The sequence below is a fragment of the Streptomyces sp. NPDC127190 genome (assembly GCF_042672505.1).
GTDB lineage: Bacteria > Actinomycetota > Actinomycetes > Streptomycetales > Streptomycetaceae > Streptomyces.
This window is the reverse complement of record NZ_JBHXVE010000007.1, coordinates 237,263-253,884: the sequence shown is the minus strand read 5'-3', so window position 1 is coordinate 253,884 and position 16,622 is coordinate 237,263. Positions and strand designations below refer to the sequence as shown.

16 protein-coding genes are annotated in these 16,622 nt (G+C 74.8%); 7 read left to right on the top strand and 9 right to left on the bottom strand.

Annotated elements, in window-relative coordinates; translation table 11 throughout:
* Positions 1–43 precede the first annotated feature (43 nt).
* Positions 44–976 carry a LysR family transcriptional regulator gene (locus ACFVIU_RS14380; protein ID WP_385842798.1) on the bottom strand — a complete coding sequence of 311 codons (933 nt, stop codon included), beginning with the start codon at positions 974–976 and terminating at the stop codon, positions 44–46.
* Between the two features lie 150 nt (positions 977–1,126).
* On the opposite strand from ACFVIU_RS14380, the gene ACFVIU_RS14375 reads away from it, so the two are divergent.
* A complete protein-coding gene (locus ACFVIU_RS14375) occupies positions 1,127–2,176 on the top strand; it encodes a YncE family protein (protein WP_385842719.1) in 1,050 nt (349 codons plus the stop codon).
* A gap of 21 nt (positions 2,177–2,197) precedes the next feature.
* On the opposite strand, the gene ACFVIU_RS14370 is transcribed toward ACFVIU_RS14375, so the two are convergent.
* Positions 2,198–2,770: a TetR family transcriptional regulator gene (locus ACFVIU_RS14370; protein WP_385842718.1), complete on the bottom strand. Its 573-nt coding sequence runs from the start codon at positions 2,768–2,770 to the stop codon at positions 2,198–2,200.
* An 87-nt stretch (positions 2,771–2,857) separates the two neighbouring features.
* Here ACFVIU_RS14370 and ACFVIU_RS14365 point away from each other — a divergent pair, with 87 nt between their 5' ends.
* Entirely contained in the window at positions 2,858–3,772 is a 915-nt protein-coding gene (locus ACFVIU_RS14365) for an SDR family oxidoreductase (protein ID WP_385842717.1), read from the top strand.
* Between the two features lie 39 nt (positions 3,773–3,811).
* On the opposite strand, the gene ACFVIU_RS14360 is transcribed toward ACFVIU_RS14365, so the two are convergent.
* Positions 3,812–4,519, bottom strand: coding sequence for a DUF2993 domain-containing protein (locus tag ACFVIU_RS14360; RefSeq protein ID WP_385842716.1), 708 nt, complete (start codon positions 4,517–4,519; stop codon positions 3,812–3,814).
* Positions 4,520–4,829: 310 nt separating this feature from the next.
* Here ACFVIU_RS14360 and ACFVIU_RS14355 point away from each other — a divergent pair, with 310 nt between their 5' ends.
* Positions 4,830–6,221, top strand: a complete 1,392-nt coding sequence (locus ACFVIU_RS14355) for an FAD-binding oxidoreductase (protein ID WP_385842714.1) — start codon at positions 4,830–4,832, stop codon at positions 6,219–6,221.
* A gap of 85 nt (positions 6,222–6,306) precedes the next feature.
* Here ACFVIU_RS14355 and ACFVIU_RS14350 read toward each other — a convergent pair whose 3' ends face one another.
* From ACFVIU_RS14350 to ACFVIU_RS14335, 4 genes are all read right to left on the bottom strand, one after another.
* Entirely contained in the window at positions 6,307–7,530 is a 1,224-nt protein-coding gene (locus ACFVIU_RS14350; RefSeq protein ID WP_385842713.1) for a lanthionine synthetase LanC family protein, read from the bottom strand.
* A gap of 142 nt (positions 7,531–7,672) precedes the next feature.
* Positions 7,673–7,843, bottom strand: a complete 171-nt coding sequence (locus tag ACFVIU_RS14345) for a hypothetical protein (RefSeq protein ID WP_385842712.1) — start codon at positions 7,841–7,843, stop codon at positions 7,673–7,675.
* Between the two features lie 12 nt (positions 7,844–7,855).
* Positions 7,856–10,615, bottom strand: coding sequence for a lantibiotic dehydratase (locus tag ACFVIU_RS14340; RefSeq protein ID WP_385842711.1), 2,760 nt, complete (start codon positions 10,613–10,615; stop codon positions 7,856–7,858).
* A 1-nt stretch (position 10,616) separates the two neighbouring features.
* Positions 10,617–11,582: a thiopeptide-type bacteriocin biosynthesis protein gene (locus ACFVIU_RS14335; RefSeq protein WP_385842710.1), complete on the bottom strand. Its 966-nt coding sequence runs from the start codon at positions 11,580–11,582 to the stop codon at positions 10,617–10,619.
* A gap of 218 nt (positions 11,583–11,800) precedes the next feature.
* Between ACFVIU_RS14335 and ACFVIU_RS14330 the strand changes: the two genes are divergently transcribed.
* Complete coding sequence (locus tag ACFVIU_RS14330) at positions 11,801–12,802, top strand: NAD-dependent epimerase/dehydratase family protein (RefSeq protein WP_385842708.1); 1,002 nt, start codon at positions 11,801–11,803, stop codon at positions 12,800–12,802.
* A 56-nt stretch (positions 12,803–12,858) separates the two neighbouring features.
* Here the strand turns inward: ACFVIU_RS14330 and ACFVIU_RS14325 are convergent, their stop codons facing one another.
* Together ACFVIU_RS14325 and ACFVIU_RS14320 are read right to left on the bottom strand one after the other, a co-directional pair.
* Positions 12,859–13,968 carry a sensor histidine kinase gene (locus ACFVIU_RS14325; protein ID WP_385842707.1) on the bottom strand — a complete coding sequence of 370 codons (1,110 nt, stop codon included), beginning with the start codon at positions 13,966–13,968 and terminating at the stop codon, positions 12,859–12,861.
* A 2-nt stretch (positions 13,969–13,970) separates the two neighbouring features.
* On the bottom strand, positions 13,971–14,705 hold the full coding sequence (locus ACFVIU_RS14320; RefSeq protein ID WP_385842706.1) for a response regulator transcription factor: 735 nt from the start codon (positions 14,703–14,705) through the stop codon (positions 13,971–13,973).
* A 112-nt stretch (positions 14,706–14,817) separates the two neighbouring features.
* Between ACFVIU_RS14320 and ACFVIU_RS14315 the strand changes: the two genes are divergently transcribed.
* From ACFVIU_RS14315 to ACFVIU_RS14305, 3 genes are all read left to right on the top strand, one after another.
* Positions 14,818–15,510: a glycosyltransferase family 2 protein gene (locus tag ACFVIU_RS14315; protein WP_385842705.1), complete on the top strand. Its 693-nt coding sequence runs from the start codon at positions 14,818–14,820 to the stop codon at positions 15,508–15,510.
* Positions 15,507–16,124: a DUF2064 domain-containing protein gene (locus ACFVIU_RS14310; RefSeq protein ID WP_385842704.1), complete on the top strand. Its 618-nt coding sequence runs from the start codon at positions 15,507–15,509 to the stop codon at positions 16,122–16,124. The genes ACFVIU_RS14315 and ACFVIU_RS14310 overlap by 4 nt, the downstream gene beginning before the upstream one ends.
* Positions 16,121–16,622 (top strand): class I SAM-dependent methyltransferase (locus ACFVIU_RS14305; protein ID WP_385842702.1); only part of this gene is annotated, 502 nt, incomplete at its 3' end. The genes ACFVIU_RS14310 and ACFVIU_RS14305, both read left to right, overlap by 4 nt.

Below are 16,622 nucleotides of genomic sequence, written 5' to 3'. Positions count from 1 at the left end.
GCCGGCGAGCCGACGCTCGCCTGGTTCCCAGAGTGCCGCCCCGCTACGGCATCGTGCTCTGCCGGGTGTCGGGCGGCGTGGGCGTTTCGGACAGCTCCAGGACCGCGGCCGCCAGATGCGCGCGGAACCAGCGGTGGCCCGGATCGGCCGCGTTGCGGGGGTGCCAGGCCATGCCGAGGTCGAGCGGGGCCAGGTCGAGCGGGATCGGGAAGGTGCGCAGGCCGAGGGCGGTGAGGGTGCCGGGGAGCCAGTCGGCCAGGGTGAGGGCGACGAGGTCGGTGTCCCGGGCGAGCAGCATCGCGCTGGTGTGGCTGGGGACGACGACGGCGGTGCGGCGGCGCAGGCCGAGGTTCGCGAGGGCGCTGTCGATGGGCCCGAGCCGCTTGCCGAGGCGGGAGATGCCGATGTGGTCGGCGGCGGCGAACCGGCGGGCGTCGATCCGACCGGTGAAGAGGGGGTGCCCGACGCGGGCCACTCCGACCAGCGGTGCCCGGATGAGCTGCCGGGTCCGGATCTCCGGGTCCAGGTGGTCGAGGACGCCCAGTTCGACGTCGACCAGGCCCTGCCGCAGGGCCGGTCCGCCCTCCACCGCTTCCGGCAGGAACACGACGTCGACCTGCGGGGCCTCGGTCTGGATCCGTTCCGTCAGGGTCGCAGCCAGTCCCACCAGCAGCAGCTCGGACGCCTGCACGGTGAAGGTGCGCTGGAGGTGCGCGGCGTCGAAACCGGCGCCGGGCCGCAGGACGTTGTCGCAGCCGCGCAGCAACGCGCTCACCTCTTCGCGGAGTTCGGCGGCTCGCGGGGTCGGGACCAGTCGTTGTCCGGCACGCACCAGCAGCGGGTCGCCGACGGCTCGGCGGAGCCGGGCCAGTGTCCGGCTGACCGCGGCCGGCGAGGTGCCGAGCCGCTCGGCGGCGCGGGTCACGCTGTTCTCCTGGAGCAGCGCGTCCAGGACGCGCAGCAGGTTCAGATCCAGCAAATCCCCTCCTGAGCTGCGTTTTTACGTGTACGGCAAGGATTGGCTGCCTATCTTTGCATTGTCGCGGCACGGGTGTCGCCGTGAGGGTGGAACCGTCCGCGCGGCCATCGCGCGTGACGTTCCGACGAACTCCATGAGGAGCCCTTCATGCAGCAGTCTCCGCGCGCCGGCCGGGAAGGCGACGTGCTGGCCGTGGTCAGCCAGAGCGGGCCCACGGTCTCGTTCTTCGACGCCGCCGACGACCGGCACCGCGGCTCGGTCGAGGTCCTCGCCGAGCCGCACGAGTTGTGCTTCGACCCGCAGCAGCGCCTGCTGTGGTGCACCTCGGCCTACCGCTCCGGCTACTACCACGCCAACAGCGGACGCCGGACGGAGGTGACGGTCATCGACCCGGATGCGCGCCGGATCGTCGAGGTGATCGATCTCGCCCCGGAACACGGTCCGCACGGTCTGGCACTGGACCCGGCCCGGCACCGCCTCTACGTCAGCGTGGAGGGCTCGGCCGAGCGGCCCGGCGGAGTCGTGGTGATCGACACCCGGACCCGCCGGCCGGTGGGGCGGATCGACACCGGCGCGCCCGGGCCGCACTGGTTCGCCATCGATCCGGCGGGCCGGAGGGGGTACGCCACCAACAAGGAGGCGCCGTTCGTGTCGGTGGTCGATCTCGAGCAGGGAGCCATGATCGCGAAGGTCGAGGTGCCGGGCAGTGAGGGGCTGGCCGTGTCGGCCGACGGCACGCAGGTGTTCGTCGCCGCGCCCTACGCCGGGTTCGCCGGCACGGACGAGGAGCGGCCGGCGCCGGGCATCCGGGTCATCGACACCCGGACGGCATCCGTGGTCGGCGTTCTGCCCACCCGGTCGGTGTGCCTGCCGGTGCATCTGACGATGACGGGACGGCTGCTCGCGGGCGAACTGTGCATGACACCCGACCCGATGTACCGGCTGGGTCAGCACCTGCCGGGCCGGCTCACCGTGTTCGCGGCCGATACGCACGAGCGGCTGGGCGAGGTCGAGGTCGGGCAGGGCCCGCTGACCATCGGCTCCTCACCGGACGGCCGGCTCGCCTACGTCGCCTGTGTCGCCTCGTCCACCGTGGACATCGTCGATCTGGACACGCTTCGGACGGTGTCCCGGCTGGACCTCGCCAAGCGCGGCGAGCCGGGTGCGCACGGTCTGGCGTACATCCCCCACAGCTGACCTCCAGGGCTCCGGGCCGGCTCAGGGGCGGCCGTCGGCCAGTGCAGCCCTCAGCTCGGTCAGCGATTCCCGGAACAGCTCGGCGAGGCCCCGCTCCTCCCCCACGGCGACCCAGCGCTGGAAGCCGACCTTGAAGACGCCCACGCCCGCCTCGGCGAGCAGGCTCGCGGTCGGTGCGGCGACACCCCGTTTGCGCAGGGTCTCGGTGAGCGCGGCCGACAGCGAGGCGAGCTTGATCAGCTCGCGCTCCTGGAGTTCCGCGTTCGCCGCGATCACTGCCTGCCGGCGGCGCGAGACCTCCCGCCGGTCGGTGAACACCTCGGCGACCGCGTCGAGGCCGGCCGCCAGGGCGTCGACCGGCGCCGCGGACTCCGGCGCGCCCTCGACCGCGCCGACGATCAGCGCCTCCAGCTCACCGGCGCCGGAGAACAGCACCTCGCGTTTGTCGGCGTAGTGCCGGAAGAAGGTCCGTTCCGTGAGTCCGGCCCGTTTGGCAATCTCCGCCACGGTGGTCTGCTCGAACCCGCGCTCGGCGTACAGCTCCAGCGCCGCGTTCCCCAGACGCTCGCGCGCGTTCGGCTCCCATCGTCCCATGCACATGATCCTACGCGATGACAGTCACTGACATCCGGGTGTAGTCTCGATGACAGTGACTGACATCGACAGTTTGGGGACCTTCCCATGCGCATCTTCGTGACCGGCGCCTCCGGCTGGATCGGATCCGCCGTCGTACCGGAACTCCTCGAGGCGGGGCACCAGGTCGTCGGGCTCGCCCGCTCCGACTCCTCCGCCGCGGCACTCGTCGGGGCAGGGGCGGAGGTGGTCCGTGGCACCCTCGACGACCTCGAGGTGCTGCGGGACGCCGCGGCCGCCTCGGACGGGGTGATCCACCTCGCCTTCCAGCACGACATCGCCTTCTCCGGCGACTTCCGGAGTGCTGCCGAAGCCGATCGGCGTGCCGTCGACGTCTTCGGTGAGGTGCTCGCCGGCACCGACCGGCCCTTCGTCCTCGCATCCGGGCTGGCCGGCTTCGCACCCGGTCGGCCGGCCACCGAGCGGGACATGCCCGCGGTCGACGGGTCCCCGCTCTCGATCCGGGCGACGACCGCCCAGGAGGTGCTCCGGCTCGCCGGGGAGGGCGTCCGCTCGTCGGTGGTGCGGCTCTCGGCGACCTGCCACGGCGACGGGGACAACGGCTTCATGGCGACCCTGGTCGGCATCGCCCGCGCCAAGGGCCTCTCAGGCTATGTCGGCGATGGCTCCAACCACTGGCCTGCCGTCCATCGCCTGGACGCCGGGCGGCTGTTCCGCCTGTCCGTCGAGAAGGCGCCCGCCGGCTCCGTGCTGCACGGCGTGGCGGAGGAGGGCGTCGCCCTGCGGGACGTGGCCGAGGTGATCGGCCGGCACCTCGGCGTGCCGGTCGCCTCCGTGGCCCCCGAGGCCGCGGCCGAGCACTTCGGCTGGCTGGCGGGGTTCGTGGGTCTCGACATCCAGGCGTCGAGCACGCTGACCCGCGAACTCCTCGGCTGGGAACCGGTGCAGCCCGGCCTGTTCGCCGACCTGGACAAGGGGCACTACTTCCACACGTCCGCCTGAGCGGCGCGCGGCCGGCCGGTCACCGCCGGCCGGCCGTCGTCAGCGCTCGAAGCGCGAGGAGCCGAGGTTCACCAGGTGTCCGACCATGGTGATCCGGACGCCCTCGGCAGTGGAGCGGGCCTCGGTGAAGCCCGTGTTCTCCGGGAGCAGGACCCGCCAGCCGGCGGCGGGCCGCTCGGCGCCGGGCGCGGTCAGGGACAGCTCATTGCCCTGGGCGAGCAGGGTGCCCGTGCCGTTCACCTGCTGTCCGTTGATGGTGCCCGTGACCTTGAGCCGGGCGGCCTGGCCGGCCGAACCCGGGGCCTGCGACACATGCAGCGGTCCGCCGGCCAGCCGGGTCAGGACGCCGGACAGCTCCTCGTACGACAGTGTCAGCGAACCGGTGGCGAGGTCCGCCTCGGCGCTGCGCGCGGTCAACGAGGTCACCCGCACATGGCGCAGGTCGAGAACCAGCTCCTTGACGTGCAGGTAGCCGCCCTGCGCATTGGTCGTGGTGTCGATGAGGAACTGCCCGGCCGTCAGCCTGACATGGTCGAAGTCCTGGCTGAAGGCCTGGGTCAGGAAGGGGAAGCCCTCGATGGAGACGTCCATGTGGCCGTCGGTGCTGTTGGCATAGCCGTACTTCTGCTCGGCCAGCCGGGCGACCTCCTTGTTCGCATAGTGCAAGGAGACCCGGTCGGCGATCGTGAAGAGGACGGCCAGCACGACGAGCGTGATCACCAGAACCTTGACCCAACGGCGTTTCATACCCGTCCCCCACGGTGCCTCGACGATCCCTCCCGCGCGCGTGGGGGGCTACCGATCATTCACGACCGGCGACTCGGACAATAGCCGGGCTGACGTGTTCCAGTCACACTGGGGCAGAGGCACACCCCGTCCGCGTGCGGGTGGGGGGCGGGCGGCGGAGACTGAAGGCGGGCAGCGCGCCAGCGCCCGCCCGTAGTCATCCATCCGAGGCGCGAACGGATCGTCGCGTCACGCCCCCGCCATCCCGCCCGGACGCCCACGTCGCATCCCTCCGTCCGCGACCGCTTCTCTGCGACAGGGGTGTCCGGCCATGGGCAGCATCGACGGCACGGTTCTACAGAGCCTTCGTGATTCACTGCGGGGACAGGTCCTCGCTCCCCAGGACGCGGGCTACGACGAGGCCCGCAGCATCTACAACGCGGCGATCGACCGGCGTCCGGCCGCCGTCGCCCGGTGTGCCGACGTCGCCGACGTGCGGACCGTGCTCGCCTTCGCCCGGCACACCGGGACGGAGCTGGCCGTGCGCGGCGGCGGGCACAGCGGACCGGGTCTCTGCCTGGTCGACGGGGGGCTGACGATGGACCTGTCGGCGCTGTCGTGGACGCGAGTGGACCCGCAGGCCCAAACCGTGCAGGTCGGGGGCGGCAGCCTGCTCGGGGACGTGGACCACGCGACCCACGCCTTCGGCCTGGCCATGCCGTCCGGGATCATGTCGACCACCGGGATCGGCGGACTCACCCTCGGCGGCGGACACGGCCATCTGACCCGCGCGTACGGCCTGACCATCGACAACCTGCTCGCCGCCGACGTGGTCCTCGCGGACGGCACCTTCGTCACGGCGTCCGCGGAGGAGCACCCGGACCTGTTCTGGGCGCTGCGCGGCGGTGGCGGCAACTTCGGCGTCGTCACCTCGTTCACCTTCCGGCTGAGCCCGGTGGACACCGTCGGGGTCGGGGTGACCCTGTGGCCGGTGGACCGCACCCGCGAGGTGCTCCGGTGGTACCGGGAGTTCCTCCCGGCGGCACCGGAGGACCTCAACGGTTTCTTCGCGCTGCTGGTCGTACCGCCCGGGCCGCCGTTCCCCGAGCCGATCCACGGGCGGAAGGTGTGCGGCGTGGTGTGGTGCTGCACCGGTGACCTGGCGGAGGGCCGGCTGGAGGAGAGGCTGGCCGTGGTGAACGCGGCGGGGCCGCCGCTCTTCCACTTCACGACCCCGATGCCGTACCCCGGATTGCAGACCATGTTCGACGACCTCATCCCCGCGGGGCTTCAGTGGTACTGGCGCGGTGACTTCTTCGACGCGCTCTCCGACGACGCGGTCGCCGTGCACGAGAAGTACGGCCAGAACATCCCCACGAACCTGTCGACGATGCACATGTACCCGGTCGACGGGGCCGCCTCCCGGATGGGCGCCGACGACACGGCTTGGGCATACCGGGACGCCCTGTGGTCGACGGTGGTCGCGGGCATAGACCCCGATCCGGTGAACGCCGCGCTGGTCCGACAGTGGTGTGTCGACTACTGGACGGATCTGCACCCGTACTCGATGGGCGGTGCCTACATCAACTTCCTGGGCGAGGCGGAGAGCGCGGACCGGGTCAGGGGCACCTACCGGGGCCACTACGACCGGCTGGCCGCGGTCAAACGCACCTACGACCCCGACAACTTCTTCCACGCCAACCAGAACATCCCGCCCGCGTGAGGTGACGCGGAAGGGCCGGACAGAGCGCTGACGTGGTCGACTGCACTGCGGTGCCGCGTACTTCAGCACCGGAGCACAGTGCGCCTCACCGCAGGCCGAGGCAGGGCAGCCAGCTGCGTGGGGCACCGTGGGCTGCGGTGAGCAGGGCGCAGACGGGGCCGGGCGCCCCTCCGAGCAGGCCCATCGACTCCGCGCCGAGCGCCTCCACCTCGGGCAGGCGGTCCGTCAGCCGGTCGAGCAGCCGCGCCTTCAGTACGGCCGCGGCGGGCAGGCCGGCGTGGCGGTCGAAGGCGTCGGCCACCATCAGCACGCCCGCGGCTCCGTGGCACAGGGCCAGGACGTCGGCCGGGCGGTCACCGAAGAGGTGGAAGTCCTCGTCGTACCGTTCGGCGAGCGTGGTGAAGGCCTCGGCGGCCCAGCCGGCGGTCCGTCCGTCACCCGTCGCGTCCGCCGCGTCCCACAGCGCCCAGGACACGCCGGGGGTGCCGTAGCACCAGGCCTGGCGGGCGCGTGGTCCGGCGGGTGGCGGTCCGTCGAGGCCGGCGCCGTCCCAGCTGCGGATCGCGCGGGCGTCGTCGAAGGACTGCCGGACCAGCCATCGGGTGGCGCGGTGCAGGGCCCGGGTCAGGGTGGGACGCGGGCCGATGCGGCGTAGCGCGGCGGTGAGCGCCGCGGTCACTCCGGCGGCGCCGTGCCCCATGCCGGTGTTGACCCGTCCGTCCAGCCAGTCCAGGTACGGGTGGCCGGCATAGCCCGCCGTGCGCAGCCGCGGCAGGTCGTCGGCGTCGCAGAGGGCGGTCAAGTGATCGGTGAAGGGGGCGAGTTCGGCCGGTGCCGGGCAGGTGTCCGCACACAGCGCGAGCAGGGTGCCGGAGGGACCGACGATCAGGTCGTAGTCCGGGAACATGACCCGCTCGCGCCGTCGGCCGCGTTCCGTCTCGGTGCGCACCAGGTGGTCGCGGAGCCGGTCGGCGACCGGGCGCAGGCCCGGGTGCACTCGGGCGCCGTGGCGCAGGCCGACCAGGGTTCCGGCGAGGCCGCCGTCGTACAGGCCGGGGTGTCCGGGACCGCGGCCGGCGGTGCGGGCCCATACCGCGACGGCGCGCGCCGCGGCCCGTTCGGCTTCCGGCGCGCCGGTCGCGTGCGCGAGCGCGGCGAGGACGGGAACGCCGGGGTCACTGGGGTGTTCGGCGGTCGTGGTGCCTTCGCGCGACCGGGCGGACCACCGGTCGAGGAGCCGGGCCGCGAGGGCGGTGACGGCCGTGCGGGTGGCTTCGGCGCGCTCGGCGGGGTCGGTGTGTTGCGGCACGGTGTCTCCTCGGGGGCGGACGGGCCGGCGCCCCGCCCGGGGGGGGGACAGTGCCGGGCGGGGCGCCGGTGGTGGTGCCTCAGGCCGCCGGGGGTGGTGACACGACGGCCTGAGGGGTTCTCTCAGTTCACCCGGCGGGTGGTCAGCAGATGACGCCGCTACAGATGACGACCGTGTCGCAGACGATGACGGTGCAGACACCGCTGCATCCCGAGCTGTTCGCCTCGGCGGCCGGCAGGGTGCTCTCGGTGATGCGCGCGTCCAGGTCGCCGATCAGGGCGTCGAGGTCGGTGAGTGCCATGGTGTCGGGCATGGTTGTCCTCCTTCAGATGCGGTGCTGGGTGGGGTCCGCCCCGCCGGCCCGCCCACTGGGGGCGAGCGCGCCGGGGACGTCACGGGTGCCGCGCAGTGCGGCGGCGGCGAGGGCGGCGAGCTCCTCGGCGCCCTGGTCGTACGGGAGTCGGAGCTGGAGCTGGGCGGCGACGGCGGCGCCGTGCAGCGGGTCGCGCAGCGACAGGCCGCCGGGCGCGGGGAGCATCTCCTCGAACAGCAGGTCCGCGCCGGGCTGTTGCGCGCAGATCCGCTCTAGCAGGGGTACGGCGGTCAGCGCCGCCAGGTCGACGGGCACCGGCTTCGCCTGGGGCAGGGCCCGTACGAACGCGTACCGGGGCAGCCCGGCGGAGCGGCGCAGCAGGGCGAGGGCGCGCACCTTGGCCAGGTCGCTGTCATCGGGCCGCGCCAGCCGGGCCCGAGGCACGCGCCAGACGGCGGGGCTGACGACCAGGCTTCCGCCGACGGTGAGCCGGGGCAGCCGCTCCGCGCCGGGGAACGCCTCGGCCAGGCCGTCCAGGCGGATCACGCGCGAGCCCGCGGGATGGCCGGCGGACAGCAGCAGCCGGGCCAGGACGTCGTACGGGGGCAGCGGGGTGCGGGTGGCGTGGTGGACCGGGAGGAGGCGGCACCCGTCGGCCTCGGCGACGACCGTCCGGCCCTCCCGGCGCAGGGTGATGCGGTCCAGCGGGAGATAGCGGGCCGTCAGCCCGGCCGGTCCCTGGTAGGGCGCGGGGTCCGGGTCGCCCGTCCACCACCGGGTGAGGACCGGCCGGCGTACGGCGTTGGCGGCGCGCTCGGCCAGCGGGGGCACCAGCAGCTCGACGAAGCGCGCCCCGGAGAGGCGTTCCACGGCCGCGAGGAAGGCCCGGTAGCCGTGCAGGTTGGCGTAGCCGCCGTACAGGGTCTGGAGCGCGCCGGCGAACCGGGCGTCCAGTACGCCCGCCGGTGAGGCGGTCTCCAGCACCGCGAGCGGTCCGGGGTCCGGCAGCGGGCGCAGCAGGCAGTCCAGCGGCCAGGCCGGCAGTGCGGTGGCCGCCGGCGGTGCCCCGAGCGCGTCCAGCAGGGCGTCGTCCAGGTCCACCTGTTCGGCGCCGGCCCGGGCGGACAGGTGGGCGAGCAGCCTGGCGTATCCGGAGCCGGAGGTCTCGGCGGGGTGCCAGCCGGTGTACCGGCGCGGGGTCTGCGGCGGGGGCGGCGGGCCGGGGCCGTCGGTCAGGTGGCGGGCGAGGATCTCGCCGAGCGGACACGGCCGTTCGCCGAGGTGGACCAGGTCCGCGGGCAGCCCTGCCCCGTCCGACGCGGCGAGCCGGTCGGCTTCGCGCAGCCAGGCCAACCGCGCGGCGGTCCCGAGGCAGCGCTGCACCTCGCGGACGGCTGATCCAAGGACGGCGGCGGCGAGGGCGCGGTAGGAGTCGGTGAACCAGGCCGCGGGTGCGGGCGGCTGTTGTGCCTGCGGTGGCTCGGGCGCGGACACGGCGGGTTCGGCAGAGCGTTCCGGGGCCGGTGCCGGGGCGGCTGCGGCAGGCTTGCCGGCGCTCGGCACCGGCGGTGGGACGGCACAAGGCGTGTGGCCGGGGGCCGGGTCCGGGAGGGGGCGGGGCAGGATGCCCAGGGTGCGGGCCTGCTCGGCGCCGAGCCAGTCCGTGGCGCGGCGGCGCGGGGCCGCGCAGACCTGGAGGACGCCGAGTTCGAGCAGGTGGGCGAGGAAGCCGCGGAGCACCGCGGGGCCGGAGGCCGTCGCCCGGATCGCGGCCGTGCCCAGCAGGGCGGCCTCGATGTCGCCCAACGGCCGTGGCCCGTCCGCCAGCAGGGCCAGGACGCCCTCCAGGGGGCGGGTGCGGCGCAGCACGACCTCCCGCATCCGGCCGCGTTCGCGCGGGTCGATGACCCAGCAGCGCAGCACGCCGCTGCCGGTTCCGGTGCCGGCCGGCTCGAGGACGTGCAGCGGTGCCGGGGCGAGCAGGGTGGCCGGGTCGGCGGCCCGCAGGTCGAGGGCGGCGAGCCGGGCGCGGGTCAGATGGACGTTCTCCACGGCTTCGGCGGCCACCGCGCCGAGGGCGGTGCCGGGCGGCAGAAGGCGGGGCGCGCCGGGCGGTTCGGTGTCGTCCGGCGCGGTGACCGGCAGTTGGCCGACCTGGCCCGCCCAGCCGCGCGGGGTGGTCTTCGCCGCGGCCCGGCCGACGGCCCGCCACAGATACGCCCCGCGTTTGCGCAGCCGTTTCCCGCTCCAGGACTCGCCCTCGGCCAGCCGTCGGGCCACATCCGCGGCGGCCCCGGGGTCGGCCTCGTCGAGGAAGGCGCGCATCACCGGGGACGAGCACACCAGGAACCAGCCCAGTGCCGCCACGCGCGCGCGTTCGGCCGCGACCGTGCGTTCCAGCTCGCGCAGGCCGGCGGCCGCGGTCTCCGCCGCGCGGGACAGCCGTACGGCCTCCCCGGCGAGGTCCCGGGCGGCGGGCAGCCGGTGCAGCAGCCGGCAGTCGGCCGGACCCGGCGCGGCGCCGGAGTGCAGCCGGCGCCGCAGGGCCAGCACGGCGCGGCGGTCGGCGGGTGCCAGCCCGGGGTGCGGTACGACGGTGCGGCCCAGCCGGTCGGCCAGGGCGCGGGCCTCGGCGGCCCGCTGTTCCTCGCGCCGGGCGTGCTCGGCGGCCTGCGCGAACAGCTCCGGGTTGCCCGCGGCGGCCCATGCGTCCAGGGGCATGCCGGCCACGCGCAGCAGTGCGGTGCCGCCCAGTACCGGGTCGGTGTGCACGTCAGCACCTCCCGTCGTCGGCGAGGGCGTGGGTGAGCAGGCTCTGCCGGGCCAGGGACAGCCGCCCCCGGTTCCAGTGGAAGACGACGTGGTGCGCGGCGGCGCGGCGCGGGCCGATCAGCGCGTCACCGGACTCGAAGTAGCCGGTGCGCCACCGTTCGGCGGCCCGGCGCACGGCGGCCGCGTGCGCTTCGAGCGCGGCCCGCCGCTCGGGCGGCGCGGCGGCGAGCAGGCCCCGGGGCCCGGCCTGCCAGGCGGCGCGGATGCCGGCGGCGGCCCGGCGGGTGTCGGCGTCCTGGTGGGGGCCGAGTCTGCGCCCGGTGTCGTCGCGCACCGCCTCCCAGACCCCGCGGTGCTCCCAGCCGACGATGCCCAGTCCGGCCAGGAGTTCGCCGAGGAGCAGCAGGGAGAGCCGCCAGTCCGCGAGGGGCTGCGGGTGGCCGTCGGCGTCGCCCGTGGCGGTGTGGTGGTCGAGCCAGGCGAAGGAGTCGGCCGTGAACAGCTCATGCACATGGCGCATCGACGCCGGGCCGCCGAAGAGATAGGTCTCCGGCTCGTACCGGACGCGCAGCGGGGGGCGCAGCTGCCCGTCCAGGTCCTGGAAGCGGCGGGTCAGTTCCTTGTGCAGTTCCTCGTCGTCGGGGCCGGCCGCCTCGAAGCGGAGCCGTAGTCCCGGGGGTTTGTGCATGAAGAAGAAGGAGCGGGCGGTGCCGCGGGCGATCAGCTCGTGGGCCGTGTCGGCGATGGCGCGGTAGGTGCGGTGCCAGGCGGCCGGGCCGGGGGTGAGGTTGAGCTGTGTCCAGCCGGTCTCGGGCAGGTCGTGGCGCAGCGCGGTCAGACCGGCGGTCAGAAAGGTGTGGCGGGCTGCCTGGTAGGCGGGGTCCGAGGCGTCGACCGGCACCGTGCCCAGGGGGAGGTCGCGGGCGTCCCGGAGACAGTCGGCCAATAAGCGTTCGACCTCCAGCATTTTCTGCCTCCTCACGAAGTCCGCTGTTTCTCCTCACCATCGGAATTCCGCACTTACTCCCACCCGAAAAACGGAAGAGAAATCTTCATATTTTGAACAGGGTTACGCCCGGTGCATCCGTGCCGTGCCGTGCGCTCGAGGCGCACCCCGTCTTACGGAGTCATGACGTGCGAGCCGGGTCCGCCGGCCGGGCCGCCGTGCCCGTCTAGCGTGGCCGTATGCGTGTACTGGTCACCGGCGGTGCCGGGTTCATCGGGTCCCATGTCGTCGAGGCGCTGCGGGACGGCGGGCACGATCCGGTCGTGTACGACAGCGCCGCGGATCCGTCGGCCGATGTCCGCAACCCGGTCTCCGTCGCCCGGGCGCTGGCCGGGGTGGACGCGGTCTGCCACCAGGCGGCGATGGTCGGGCTCGGCAACGGGGTCGCCGACGCGGCCGAGTACGTCTCGCGCAACGACCTGGGGACGGCCGTGCTGGTCGCCGCCATGGCGGAGGCCGGGGTACGGCGTCTGGTGCTGGCCGGTTCGATGGTCGTCTACGGGGAGGGGCGGTACACCTGCCCCCGGCACGGGGTCGTACGGCCCGGCCCGCGCGAGGCCGCCGACCTGGCCGCGGGGCGGTTCGAGCCCGGGTGCCCGAGCTGCGGCGCCGACCTCTCCCCCGGCCTGGTCGGGGAGGACACCCCGGCCGATCCGCGGAACGTGTACGCGGCGACCAAGCTCGCCCAGGAGCACCTGGCCGCCACCTGGGCCCGCTGCACGGGCGGTTCGGCGGTGTCGCTGCGCTACCACAACGTGTACGGGCCGCGGATGCCGCGGGACACCCCGTACGCGGGGGTGGCCTCGTTCTTCCGCTCGGCGCTCGCCCGGGGGGAGGCGCCGCGGGTGTTCGAGGACGGACGGCAGCGGCGCGACTTCGTGCATGTGCGGGACGTGGCCGCGGCCAATGTGGCGGCCCTGGAGGCACAGGCCGCGCCGGGTGCCCTCGCCGTGTACAACACCGGCAGCGGTGAGCCGCACACCGTCGGCGAGATGGCCCGGGCGCTGGCCGTCGCGTACGGCGGTCCGCGGCCGGTGGTGACCGGTGAGTACCGGCTCGGGGACGTCCGGCACATCACCGCGGACTCCTCCCGGCTGCGCACCGAACTGGGCTGGCGGCCACAGGTCGGATTCGCCGAGGGCATGCGGGAGTTCGCGCGGGCCGCGCTGCGGGAGGGGTAGGGCCCTTCCTTCGCCGCCTGCAAGATCCAAAAGAGAGGACCTGGCGGCGTGGACGCTCAGGGCGCGGCCGGCAGGGTCACCTCGAAGCGGCAGCCGCCGGGGATGTTGCGGACGCTGGCCCGTCCCTGGTGGGCCTCGACGATGCCGCGCACGATGGCCAGGCCCAGCCCCGCGCCGGCCGGCGGGGTGCGGGCGTCGGTGCCGCGCCAGCCGGTGTCGAAGACGCGGGGCAGGTCCTCCTCGGGGATGCCGCCGCAGCCGTCGGTGACGGACAGCACCACGCCCTCGCCGGTGCGCTCGGCGGCGACCGCGACGGTGCCGTCGGGCGGGGTGCGGCGGATGGCGTTGACCAGCAGGTTGCCGAGGACGCGGCTCATCTCCTTGCCGTCCACCTCCACCGGCACCTGGGCGACACGGTCGCCCACCAGCCGTACCCCGTGCTCCCGGGCCAGCGGGTCGGCGCCCGCCAGCGCGTCGCCGACCAGGTCGTACAGGGAGATCCGGGTGGGGCTGAGCGGGAGGGTGCCGGCGTGGATGCGGGAGAGTTCGAAGAGATCGCCGACCATGTCGTTGAGCCGCTCCACCTCGGTGCGCATCTGCCTGAGGTAGCGGTCGGGGTCGGCGGCCACCCCGTCCTCCAGCGCCTCCGACATGGCGCGCAGCCCGGCGAGCGGGGTGCGCAGGTCGTGGGAGATCCAGGCGACCAGCTCGCGCCGGGAGGTCTCCAGGGCCCGTTCCCGCTCCCGGGACTCGGCGAGCCGGGCGCTGGTGGCGGCCAACTGGCGGCTGAGCGCCTCGAGTTCGGCGGTGGCCGGGCCGTCGGGCGCGGCGAAGGCCCCGCCGTCGCCGAACGAGCGGGCGGCATCGGCGAGTTCGCGGCTGCGGGCCACCACCCAGCGGCCCAGCAGCAGCGCGGTGGCCAGGGAGACCACGGCCGCCATGGCGACGACGGTGGTGACGACGGTCAGGTCGTGCGGGGAGAGGAACATCGCCCACGCGACGGCGAGCGTGCCGGCGAGCATCGCGACGATGCCGACCGCCGCGACGACGGTGACGGAGGCGGTGAGCGAGCGGCGCCGGATCAGCCGCAGCACGGCCGCCCCGGTCAGTCCCGCGGCGGCGGCGCCGGCGAAGGCGTACAGGGCGATGAGGAGTGTGTCCCGCATGGTCAGGCCTCCGCCGCCGGGCCGGGCTCGAAGCGGTAGCCCACGCCCCAGACGGTCTGGATGAGCCGGGGCCGGGCCGGGTCGTCCTCGATCTTGCCGCGCAGCCTGCGGACATGCACCGTGACGGTGGACAGGTCGCCGAAGTCCCAGCCCCAGACCTCGCGCATCAGGTCCTCCCGGCTGTAGGCCTGCCCCGGGTGCCGCAGGAAGAAGGCGAGCAGGTCGAACTCGCGGAGGGTGAGGGCGAGTTCGGTGCCGTTCTTGGTGGCCCTGCGGGCGCCGGGGTCGACCGAGAGTCCGGCCGCCGCGAGCGTCCGGCCGGCGGGCGCGGGGCGGCTGCGGCGCAGCACGGACTCCACGCGCAGGACGAGTTCGCGGGGGCTGAAGGGCTTGGTGACGTAGTCGTCGGCGCCGACCTCCAGGCCCAGGATGCGGTCGTCCTCGTCGCCCCGGGCGGTGAGCATGATGACCGGCACGGGTCCGCGGTCGCGCATCCGCCGGCACACCTCCAGGCCGTCCATGCCGGGCAGCATCAGGTCCAGCACCACGAGGTCGGGCCGGTGTGCGGCGGCGCGGGTCAGGGCCGTCGGGCCGTCGTCGGCGCGGTCGACGGCGTACCCGGCGCGGTGCAGGTATCCGGTGACGATCTCGGAGACGGTCGGGTCGTCGTCGACGACCAGGATCCGGGCCGCGCCGTCGGCGGTGTCGGCCCCGTCGGGGGCGTACGGCTGTTGCATGTCTCCAGCCTCGCACTGGGCGTGCCGGGGTGCGGGGGCGGTGGGGGCGGCGTCCGCGTTTCGTAAGGTGCGCGCGTCCGGTATGTCCGGTTCCCGTTCGTAGGGTGACACCGTGACGACGACTTCTTCCGACGTCGACGTGGTGCTGCCCTGCCTGGACGAGGCGGAGGCCCTGCCCTGGGTGCTCGCCCGGATCCCGGCCGGCTGGCGCGCCATCGTCGTCGACAACGGTTCCACCGACGGTTCGGCCGGAATCGCCCGGGCGCTCGGCGCGACGGTGGTGCACGAGCCCCGGCGCGGCTTCGGCGCCGCGTGCCATGCCGGCCTCACCGCGGCCACCGGCGACTTCGTGTGCTTCTGCGACTGTGACGCCTCGCTCGACCCGGCGCTGCTGGAGCCCTTCGTGCGGGAGGTGCGGGAGGGCGGGGCCGACCTGGTGCTCGGCAGGCGGCGGCCGAGCGGCCGGGGCGCCTGGCCGGCGCACGCCCGGGCCGGCAATCTGGCGCTGGCCCGGATGCTGCGCCACCGCACGGGGCTGCGGCTGCACGACCTCGGGCCGCTGCGCGCCGCCCGCCGCGAGCCGCTGCTCGCCCTCGGCCTGACGGACCGGCGCAGCGGCTACCCGCTGCAAATGGTCGTGCGCGCGGCCGACGCCGGCTGGCGGGTCACCGAACACGACGTGCCCTATCTGCCGCGCACCGGTGCCTCCAAGGTGACGGGGACCTGGCGCGGCACCTGGCAGGCGGTGCGGGACATGCGCCGGGTGCTGGCCGAGGCCCCGGCCGACGGGAGGGCCGTACGGTGACCACGCTGCTCGTCATCGCCAAGGAGCCGCGCCCCGGACGGGTCAAGACCCGGCTCACCCCGCCGTTCAGCCCCGAGGAGGCGGCGCAGCTCGCCCGGGCGGCCCTCACCGACACCCTGCACGCAGTGGCCTCGGCGCCCGCGACCCGGCGGGTGCTGGTCCTGGACGGCGCCCCGGGGCCGTGGCTGCCGCCGGGCTTCGAGGTGCTGCCGCAGTGCCCGGGCGGGCTGGACGCGCGGCTGGCGGACGCCTTCGCCCACTGCACCGGCCCAGCGTTGCTGATCGGGATGGACACCCCGCAGGTCACGCCGGAGCTGCTCAGCGTGGACTTCGCCGGCTGCGACGCGTATTTCGGTCCGGCGGAGGACGGCGGCTTCTGGGCGCTGGGCCTGGCCGTACCGGACCCGGCGCTGCTGCGGGGGGTGCCCATGTCCTCGCCGGTGACCGGGGCCGTACAGCGGGAGCGGCTGGTCGGGGCCGGGCTGCGGGTGCGGGATCTGCCCCGGCTGCGGGACGTCGACACCGCCGCCGACGCGCGTGCGGTCGCCGCGCTCGCCCCGCACGGCCGGTTCGCCGCGCGGCTGGCCCGCTGCACCCCGGTCACGCCGCGATGAGCGCCCCTGTCGCCTGGGCGGCCGCCGATCCGTACGCCGCCGCGCTGCGCACCGGCCGGGGGCCGCTGTTCCTGCGCCGCGCCGACGGCTGGCTGCTGCCGCTGGAGGTGGAGCGCTGGTGCGCCCGGGCGGATGCGGTGGACCTGGGGGTGCTGGACCGCTGCGAGGGCGCGGTCCTCGACGTCGGCTGCGGTCCGGGCCGGCTGGTGGCGGAACTCGCCGCCCGGGGCCGTACCGTGCTCGGCATCGACGTCAGCGACGCCGCCGTGGAGCACACCGTGCGGCTCGGTGGCCCGGCACTGTGCCGGTCGGTCTTCGAGCCGCTGCCCGGCACGGGCCGCTGGGACACCGTGCTGCTCATGGACGGCAACATCGGTATCGGCGGCGGCCCCGCCGCCCCCCCCCCCCCGGGGGCGGGGGGGGGGGGGCCCGGCGGGGTGTTGATCGCCGAGACGGTGGCGGTGGCGGGCCACCAGCGCACCCCCGTGGTGGTGTTCG